General features: G+C 70.2%; 8 protein-coding genes. 3 read left to right on the top strand and 5 right to left on the bottom strand.

The genetic code is table 11. The features are described 5' to 3' along the window. The 3 genes from Q0L54_RS09000 to Q0L54_RS08990 form a co-directional block, all read right to left on the bottom strand. Positions 1–545 (bottom strand): fumarylacetoacetate hydrolase family protein (locus Q0L54_RS09000; protein ID WP_296667392.1); only part of this gene is annotated, 545 nt, incomplete at its 3' end. Further along, positions 542–1,675, bottom strand: a complete 1,134-nt coding sequence (locus Q0L54_RS08995; protein WP_296667390.1) for an FAD-dependent monooxygenase — start codon at positions 1,673–1,675, stop codon at positions 542–544. The genes Q0L54_RS08995 and Q0L54_RS09000, both read right to left, overlap by 4 nt. Before the next feature lie 37 nt (positions 1,676–1,712). Next, on the bottom strand, positions 1,713–2,699 hold the full coding sequence (locus Q0L54_RS08990) for a cyclase family protein (RefSeq protein WP_296667388.1): 987 nt from the start codon (positions 2,697–2,699) through the stop codon (positions 1,713–1,715). A 119-nt stretch (positions 2,700–2,818) separates the two neighbouring features. On the opposite strand from Q0L54_RS08990, the gene Q0L54_RS08985 reads away from it, so the two are divergent. Continuing rightward, the gene (locus tag Q0L54_RS08985) at positions 2,819–3,751 is read left to right on the top strand and encodes a LysR family transcriptional regulator (protein ID WP_296667385.1); all 933 of its coding nucleotides are present in this window, start codon (positions 2,819–2,821) and stop codon (positions 3,749–3,751) included. A 54-nt stretch (positions 3,752–3,805) separates the two neighbouring features. On the opposite strand, the gene Q0L54_RS08980 is transcribed toward Q0L54_RS08985, so the two are convergent. Next, positions 3,806–4,822: a VOC family protein gene (locus Q0L54_RS08980; RefSeq protein WP_296667383.1), complete on the bottom strand. Its 1,017-nt coding sequence runs from the start codon at positions 4,820–4,822 to the stop codon at positions 3,806–3,808. Between the two features lie 235 nt (positions 4,823–5,057). Between Q0L54_RS08980 and Q0L54_RS08975 the strand changes: the two genes are divergently transcribed. Both Q0L54_RS08975 and Q0L54_RS08970 read left to right on the top strand, forming a co-directional pair. After that, positions 5,058–6,230 carry an alpha/beta fold hydrolase gene (locus Q0L54_RS08975; RefSeq protein WP_296667381.1) on the top strand — a complete coding sequence of 391 codons (1,173 nt, stop codon included), beginning with the start codon at positions 5,058–5,060 and terminating at the stop codon, positions 6,228–6,230. A gap of 31 nt (positions 6,231–6,261) precedes the next feature. After that, a complete protein-coding gene (locus tag Q0L54_RS08970) occupies positions 6,262–7,248 on the top strand; it encodes a Gfo/Idh/MocA family oxidoreductase (protein WP_296667378.1) in 987 nt (328 codons plus the stop codon). A gap of 3 nt (positions 7,249–7,251) precedes the next feature. Here Q0L54_RS08970 and Q0L54_RS08965 read toward each other — a convergent pair whose 3' ends face one another. Continuing rightward, positions 7,252–7,695, bottom strand: coding sequence for a VOC family protein (locus Q0L54_RS08965; protein ID WP_296667376.1), 444 nt, complete (start codon positions 7,693–7,695; stop codon positions 7,252–7,254). Between the last annotated feature and the right edge of the window lie 31 nt (positions 7,696–7,726).

The raw sequence follows: 7,726 nt of genomic DNA, 5'->3' as shown, positions 1-7,726 counted from the left end.
GGCCCCAGCCGTACCTTCATCTCGCGGCCCTGGACGTCGCGAGCCGACCAATCGTTCATCACGGTGTACCCGAAGATGTGCGAGGTCGCGTCCGCCGGGGCGACGTCCCGGCCGTCGTGGCCGGCGACGCCGCCGATCACCGCGGCCACCTCGAGCTCGAAGTCGAGCCTCTGGGTGACCGGCGGCCGGACCGTAGCGCCGTCGGCCAGCAGCGTGTGCGGGTTGGTGAAGTAGAACGTGGGCGCCTGGTACCACTCCGGCGCCACGTGGCTTGCGCCGTCGATGGCGGCGCTCACGCCCTCGACGTGCTCCTCGAACGCCACGAAGTCGCGCACGCTGCGCGCCTCGACGGGCACCAGAAGCTGGACGTCCGCGAGCGGCCTCGCGGACGCATCGTCCGCCCAGGACGCGATGTGGGAAAGGCTCTCGAGACCGGCGGCAAGGGCATCGGCCACGGTGTGCCCGTCCGCGAAGGGAACCGCCGCATCGTCGCGGATGACGCCGTCGTGGACGGCGCCGCCCGCGATCCAGCGGCCGATCCTCACGCCGGAACGCTCACGGTGCGCGCCACGGTGGCCAGCAGTCCGGGTACGTCCGCGTCGCGGCGGCCCTCGAGCAGCCAGTCGCCCAGCTGCACCGAGGACCTCACCACCAGCGTCGCGCGGTCGACTCGGCGCTCGTGGAACTCGTCCCAGAACGCCTGGTCGATCGCCCCGCCGCGCACGAGGAGCTCGCCCAGCACCTCCGCATCCTCGAGCGCCTGGGCGGCGCCCTGGGCGATGGTGGGCGGGCAGGAGTGGGCGGCGTCGCCGATGCAGACCGTCCGGCCGCGGTTCCAGGCGCCGGGGATGACGTGCTCGGTGAACCACGTGTAGTTCACGTGCGACGCGGTCGACAGGTCCTCGCGGATCGCGTTCCAGGGGCCGTCGTACGCCATCGACTGGCCGCGCATGATGGCGACGGCCTCCTCGTCGGAGACGTCGACGTGGTCCCGAGAGTCCTCGACCAGGAACGCGTACAGCGAATCTTCGCCGGTGGGGGTGTAGCCGGCGATGTACATGGGGCCGCCGTAGTAGAGCTCGGTGTGGGTCACCTCCGCCGGGCGGGAGACGAAGGCGCGCCAGATGCCCATGCCGGTGCGGCGGGGGTGGACGTCGATCCCGATGGAGGCGCGCACCTGGGAGTGGATGCCGTCGGCGCCCACGAGGAGGTCGTAAGTGCCCACGTTCACCCCTCCCACCTCCACGTCCACGGAGTCCTCGCGCGTGGTGCAGCCGGTGACCTCCGACGCGTAGTGGAGTCGCGCGCCGGCGGCGATCGCGGCCTCCGTGAGGATGCGGGCCAGGTCGGGCCGGAACATCCCCATCCCGGCGGGATACCCCGGGCCCCCCATGCTGATCTCGGGCATGTCCGCGACGATGGGCGCGCCGGGTCCGGGCGCCCGTAGCGAGAGGCCGTTGAAGGCATAGCCGGCCTCCTGGATCTGGTCCCAGACGCCCAGGTGCTCGAACGCGCGCAGCGCGTTGCCCTGCAGGGTGATGCCGGAGCCGAGCGCGCTCGCGCCCTCGGCCTTGTCGAACATGTCGACCTCGATGCCGGCGCGGGCCAGTTGGATGGCGAGGGCGGTGGCGGCGACGCCTCCTCCGGCGATGGCGACACGCGTCGTTGCGGTCATGATTCCCAACCTTTCGGGGTCACGGTGTGAGGGGAGCTCACAGCAGGGCGATGGGGTTGACAGGGGAGCCGACGGCGCCGGTGATGGGCAGCGGGGCGGCGGTGAGAAGGAACTCGTAGCGGGACTGCTGGGCGCACGCGGTTGCGAGCGCGTCCAGGTCCCACATCTCGCCGATGGTGAGGCCGATGTGCGGGATCACCACCTGGTGGAGGGGCTGGAAGGCGTTGTCGAACTCGTTCGGCCGTACCTCGAAGCCCCACGTATCGGTGGCGATCGCGGCGATGTCGTGCGTGCGGAGCCACGGCGCCGTGGTGAAGGACAGTCCCGGCGCTGGACCTCCCGCGTAGTCGCCCCAGCCGTCGCGGCGGGCGCGGGTCAGCTGCCCGGTGCGCACCAGCACGATGTCTCCGGGACCCACCGTGCTGGTAGGGCCCTGGGCGGCGATGCACGCGTCGAGGTCGTCCGCCGTGATCGCGTAGCCGTCCTCGAGCTCGCCGGCGTCGGGCCTCAGGTGCCGCCCCAGGTCCAGCAGCACGCCGCGGCCCGTGACGATGGCCGCCGCGTGCTCGATGCCCGTGACGAGGTCTCCTTCGGAGGTCACCACCTCGCCCGCCGGGCGACCGTTCCAGGCGCGGCCGTGGTCGAAGATGTGCCCCAGTCCGTCCCACTGCGTCGAGCACTGTAGGGGCATCGCGATCACGTCGTCCGCGCCGCCGATGCCGTGGGGGAAGCCTTGGCTCCCGCGCTCGGCGTCCGTGCCCGTGTCGAGCATGGTGTGGACGGGGTTGGTGCGGCGACGCCAGCCGCGCTGCGGTCCGTTCATGTCGAAGCTCTGGGAGAGCGAGATCGGGGTGCCGCTCCGCACCAGCGCCGCGGCCCTGGCCCGCGCGACGTCATCGATCAGATTGAGCGTGCCCACCGCATCGGCCTCGCCCCACCGGCCCCAGTTGCTGACCGCGCGGGCCGTCGCGGCAATCGCCCCCTCGGGATCCTGCGGATCGAAGCCTGCGGATGTGACGGCCATGTCTCTCCCTCGGGCGCCTCGTCGCGCCCAGACTCAGTCAAGTACGTCGGAAGGCATCAGCCAACCCGAATTGTCCTATGACCACTATTCGTGGTGGCGATATCGACTAGGGTCACGCCATGGACCTCCGCAACCTCGACATGAATCTGCTGATGCCGCTGCACGCGTTGCTCGAGGAACGCAGCGTCTCGCGGGCGGCGCAGCGCCTCAGCCTCAGCCAGCCCGCGCTGTCCGCGTCGCTTGCGAAGTTGCGGCGGCTATTCGGGGACGAGCTGCTGGTGCGTCAGGGCAACAGCTACGAGCTCAGCCCGCTCGCGGTGTCGTTGCGGGAGCGCACCTGGGTGGCGGTGCAGAACATGGAGAGGCTGTTCTCGGCTCAAGCCGAGTTCGACCCCTCGACCAGCGACCGGGACTTCCGCATCCTGGGAGCGGACTATGCGTTCCGCATCGCGGGGCGGGAGCTGTCGCTGGCGGTGTCCGCGGCCGCGCCGCACGCGCGCCTGACGTTCGAGACGTTGTCGCGGGAGATCCTCGAGGGGGCCCCGGAGACGCTGCGCGACTGCGATGGCATGATCCTGCCGCACGGCTTTATCGGCTCGGATCGCTATATCGACCTGCTCGACGACCGGTGGGTGGTGGTCGCCTCGCGCGACAACGGCGAGCTGGGCGACGAGCTGAGCGTGGATCAGCTCGCGTCCCTGCCCTGGGTGCTCGCGATGAATCGCACCACCTCGTACACGCCCGCCGTGCGGCAGATGCAGACGCTGGGAATCGAGCCCCACGTCGAGGTGGTGACGCCCAGTTTCGCGACGCTGCCGGCGCTGGTCGCCGGCACCCGGCGCATCGGCCTGCTGCAGGAACGGCTCGCGCGGGCGGTCGCGGATCTTCACGGCCTGCGCATCCTCGAGTTCCCCGTGCCCATCGCGCCCATCAAGGACGCCTTCTGGTGGAACGGCCTGTACGACTCGGACCCGGGCCACCAGTGGCTGCGCGGCGTGCTCCAAGACGTCGCGGCGCAGTTCTCCTCCGACGTGCCGTCCGGCGGCGCCTGACCCGGGGGAGGGCAGGCGCCGCCGGCGCGGACGGGGGGTCTGTTCGGCGGGCCGTCAGCCCTGCCCGTGCTTGGCGTACGGGTTGAACAGCGCTTCCTTGATCTCGTCGGGCACGCCCTCCTCCGTGGCCGAGGGTCCGTCCGCCGCGGGGAAGGATTCGGTCATCGACATGGGCATCGCCGAGTTGCGATAGAAGTTGTTCGAGCCCAGCGACGGCTTCCAGGTCTGCGGCTCCCAGTCGGGCACGTAGTTGCGGTAGCCGCCGGTGTTGACCTCGATGCGCAGCGTCGACGGCTCGCGGAAGTAGAGGAAGTTCTGCTCGCCGATGCCGTGGATGGACGGCCCGTACTCGATGGCCGTGCCGTTCTCCATGAGCACGTCCGCGGCCTGGAGCAGGTCCTCACGCGTGTCGACCCAGAACGCGTAGTGGTTGACGCGACCGGCGCGGCTGGAGCCGTCGAGCACCACGCCCAGGTCGTGAGACTTCTCGTTGGTGGTGATGACGGAGAACACGGAGATCGGGGCCTCGTCCAGGACGGTGCGCGCCATGATGCGGAAGCCAAGCACGTCGCGATACCAGGCGGCGAAGCCGTCGACGTCGCTGGTGGCGACGGTCACGTGGTCGAGTTGGCGCGGTGCGCCCAGGTGGCGGCTGCGACGCGAGGGGCGGTCCGGATAGATGGACGCCTGGTCACCGGTGGCCTTGTAGTGCTCGACGTCCCAGTGGAGCGTCATGGAGTGGCCCCACGGCCCCACGAACTCGAAGGCCGTGCCCACGGCGTTGCCGTCGATCCAGCGGCCCTCGATGCCCGCCTCCTGCACGCGGCGGGCAGCTTCGTGGAGCGCCTCGGGGCTGCTGGTGCGCCACGCCATGGTCGCGAGCGACGGCTCGGTGCCGGGCTTCACCACCACGCTGTAGCGGTAGTAGTCACCCCAGGCGCGCAGGTACACGTCTTCGCCGATGCGGTCGACCACGGTGAGGCCTACCTGCTCCTCGTAGAACTTCACGGACGCCTCGACGTCCGGCGCGGTGATCGCGACGTAGGACAGGTGCGACAGCAGAGAGATCATCGTTGACCCTTTCGATCCGCCCGGCGTCGTCGCCGGCTCGGATTCCACTATCGCGAGCGGTGGGGGTATCAGGGAATGCCCATTTCCGTATGGCCCGCATAGGTGCGGGTGATATCCGTCTGTGACCTGACTCATCAGCGCCAGTCATACTCCCCATCGGCAGTTTCGTCTGTGCTGATGGCCGGCGGCTCCCTAGGGTGAAGGCGACGCAACGGCGCGAACGAGGTGGATCTTCATGTTCATGTACTTCCCGACCAACTACGTGTGGAGCATGGCGGCGGTCGCCTCGCTCAACTGCGGCGGATACATCGACGAGGTCGACCGCGCCTGCAAGCCGGTCCTGGAGGCCTCGCGCAACGGAGACGACGTGGGCACCGAGCTGCTCTACTCGTCCTGGGCCGCGGTCGCCGACCGCCTCATCGCCTCGGCGGAGCAGGACGTCGCGCTGGGCCGCCGCATCGGCGCGGGCGACAAGTACTACCGCGCCAGCCTCTACACGTCGCAGGCGGAGCGCCTCCAGTCCCCGGACTGGGACGGTCGCAACGCCGCGTATCAGAAGTCGATCGACCTGCTGCTGACTCACGCCGAGCTTGCCGGCGCCCCGCTCGAGCGCGTCGAGATCCCCTACGAGGGTGCGAGCCTGCCGGGGTATCTCTTTGCGGCGGACCCCGACGCCGTTCCCGAGGGGGAACTGCCCCCGGTGGTGATCCAGTGGAACGGCCTCGATTCGACCAAGGAGATGATGTATTACTCGCAGTTCCCGCAGATGCTCGCGCGCCGCGGGATCTCGACCCTCATGGTCGACACGCCGGGATCTGGCGAGGCGCTGCGCATGCGCGGGCTCACCGCGCGCCACGACACCGAGGCTTGGGCGTCCGCGTGCGTCGATTTCCTCGAGGGACGGGACGATGTCGACGCCGGGCGGGTGGGAATCGTCGGGTGGTCGCTGGGCGGGTATTACGCGCCGCGCGCGGCCGCGTTCGAGAAGCGGCTCAAGCTGGTGGTCGCCTGGGGCGCCAATCACGACTGGGCGGCGATCCAGCGGCGCCGCCTGGAGCGCGAGGGCGAGAACCCCGTGCCCCACTACTGGAAGCACGTGCAGTGGGTGTGGGGCGCTTCGGACATGGACGACTTCCTCGAGCGCACCAAGGACATGCATCTCGATGGCGTGGTCGAGCACATCTCGGTGCCCTTCCTCATCACGCACGGCGCCAACGACCGGCAGATCCCGGTGGAGATGGCGCACCGCTCATATGAGCAGGCGGTCAACAGTCCCAAGCGGGAGCTGCGGATCTTTGATGAGCCCGAGGGCGGCACCGAGCACATCTCGATCGACCACATGGCGTACGTCGCGGCGTTCATCGCCGACTGGGTGGCGGAGACGTTCGCGGAGGTGCCCGCGCGCTGACGGGGAGGGACCGGCCGGTACCGTGACACCCATGAACCAGCCGCCTGCCGTCCGCATCGGAATCCTCGGTGCCGCGCGCATCGTCAAGGACGCCCTCCTCAAGCCCGTGGCCGACGTCGAGGGGGTCGAGCTCGCCGCGATCGCCGCGCGCGACGTCGACCGCGCCACCGCGTACGCGTTGGCGCATGGCATACCCACGGTGCACGGGTCCTACCAGGAGCTTCTCGAGGACCCGGACATCGACGCGGTCTACGTCCCGCTGCCGGCCGCGCTTCACGGCGAGTGGACGGTGCGCGCCGCCAGGGCCGGCAAGCACGTGCTGTGCGAGAAGCCGTTCACCGCGTCGCTCGCCGAGGCCGAGGCTGTTCGGCGCGACACCGCCGATGCCGGCGTAGTGGTGATGGAGGCGTATCACACCCACTTCCACCCGCACATGGCGGCGATCCGTGCGGTCCTTGACTCCGGCGAGATCGGGCCGGTGGTCTCGGCCCAGGCGACCTTCTGCATCCCGATCCCGTCGAAGAAAGACATCCGGTGGAGCCGGGAGCTCGGCGGCGGCGGGCTGCTCGACGTGGGCTACTACCCGGTGCGCATGCTCCGAGAGCTCTTCGGCGACGCGCCCGAGGTGCGCGCCGCGAGCGCGAAGCTGCGAGGAGACGTCGACCGGCTGGTCACCGCCGACCTTGACTTCCCGGGCGGGGTGACGGGGCGCATCGTGTCCTCGATGTGGGCGTTCCGTCCCCTCGGGGCGAGCCTGCGGATCACCGGCGAGCGGGGGCGGATCGACGTGCCGTGGCCGTACCACCCGCAGATGAGCGGGCGGGTGAAGGTGCGGATGCCGGCCGGTTCTCGCGTGGAGCGGGTCACGCGGCGCAGCACGTACGCGTTCCAGCTCGACGCGTTCCGTGACGCCGTGCTCGGCGACGCGCCCGTCGAGACCGGCGTTGAGGCAGCCGTGGCCCAGATGTCGACCCTGGCCGCGATCTACTCGGCCGCCGGGGTCGATCTGGGGCGCTGATCCCTATCCGCCGAGCTCCTGCGCCAACGCGACGATGATTCCGTCGGGCCCGCGCAGGTAGCAGAGCCGGTACGCGTCCTCGTACTGCTCGACGTTGCCCACCAGGGTCGCGCCGTGGCGCGACAACCTGGACACGGCATCGTCCACGTCGTCGACGGCGAACATCAGTCGATGCAGCCCGATCGTGTTCGACGGCGGCTGCCGCGGGCTTGCGGGCACCGGGGCGGGGGAGCGGTAGGACGTCAGCTCGACCCTGCCGTGGCCGTCGGGGGTGCGCAGCAGCACGATCTCGCTGTGGACGCCGTCGAGCCCGACCACCCCGTCCGCCCAGGATCCCTGGATGGGTGCGCGGCCTTCGAGTTCCAGCCCCAGCTCCTCGAAGAACGCCGCCGCTGCGTCGAGGTCGCTCACCACGATGGCCACGTTGTCCAGCCGCTTGACGGTCATGGGGCGATCGTAGGCGCATCCGCACGCGCCG

Source organism: Demequina sp. (assembly GCF_024642165.1).
GTDB lineage: Bacteria > Actinomycetota > Actinomycetes > Actinomycetales > Demequinaceae > Demequina.
This window is presented reverse-complemented; position numbering and strand designations above follow the sequence as displayed.

Excerpts from the sequence above, each read along its gene's own strand:
- Q0L54_RS08995 (WP_296667390.1), bottom strand. The coding sequence starts at position 1,675 with ATGACCGCAACGACGCGTGTCGCCATCGCCGGAGGAGGCGTCGCCGCC.
- Q0L54_RS08990 (WP_296667388.1), bottom strand. The coding sequence starts at position 2,699 with ATGGCCGTCACATCCGCAGGCTTCGATCCGCAGGATCCCGAGGGGGCG.
- Q0L54_RS08985 (WP_296667385.1), top strand. The coding sequence starts at position 2,819 with ATGGACCTCCGCAACCTCGACATGAATCTGCTGATGCCGCTGCACGCG.
- Q0L54_RS08980 (WP_296667383.1), bottom strand. The coding sequence starts at position 4,822 with ATGATCTCTCTGCTGTCGCACCTGTCCTACGTCGCGATCACCGCGCCG.
- Q0L54_RS08975 (WP_296667381.1), top strand. The coding sequence starts at position 5,058 with ATGTTCATGTACTTCCCGACCAACTACGTGTGGAGCATGGCGGCGGTC.
- Q0L54_RS08970 (WP_296667378.1), top strand. The coding sequence starts at position 6,262 with ATGAACCAGCCGCCTGCCGTCCGCATCGGAATCCTCGGTGCCGCGCGC.
- Q0L54_RS08965 (WP_296667376.1), bottom strand. The coding sequence starts at position 7,695 with ATGACCGTCAAGCGGCTGGACAACGTGGCCATCGTGGTGAGCGACCTC.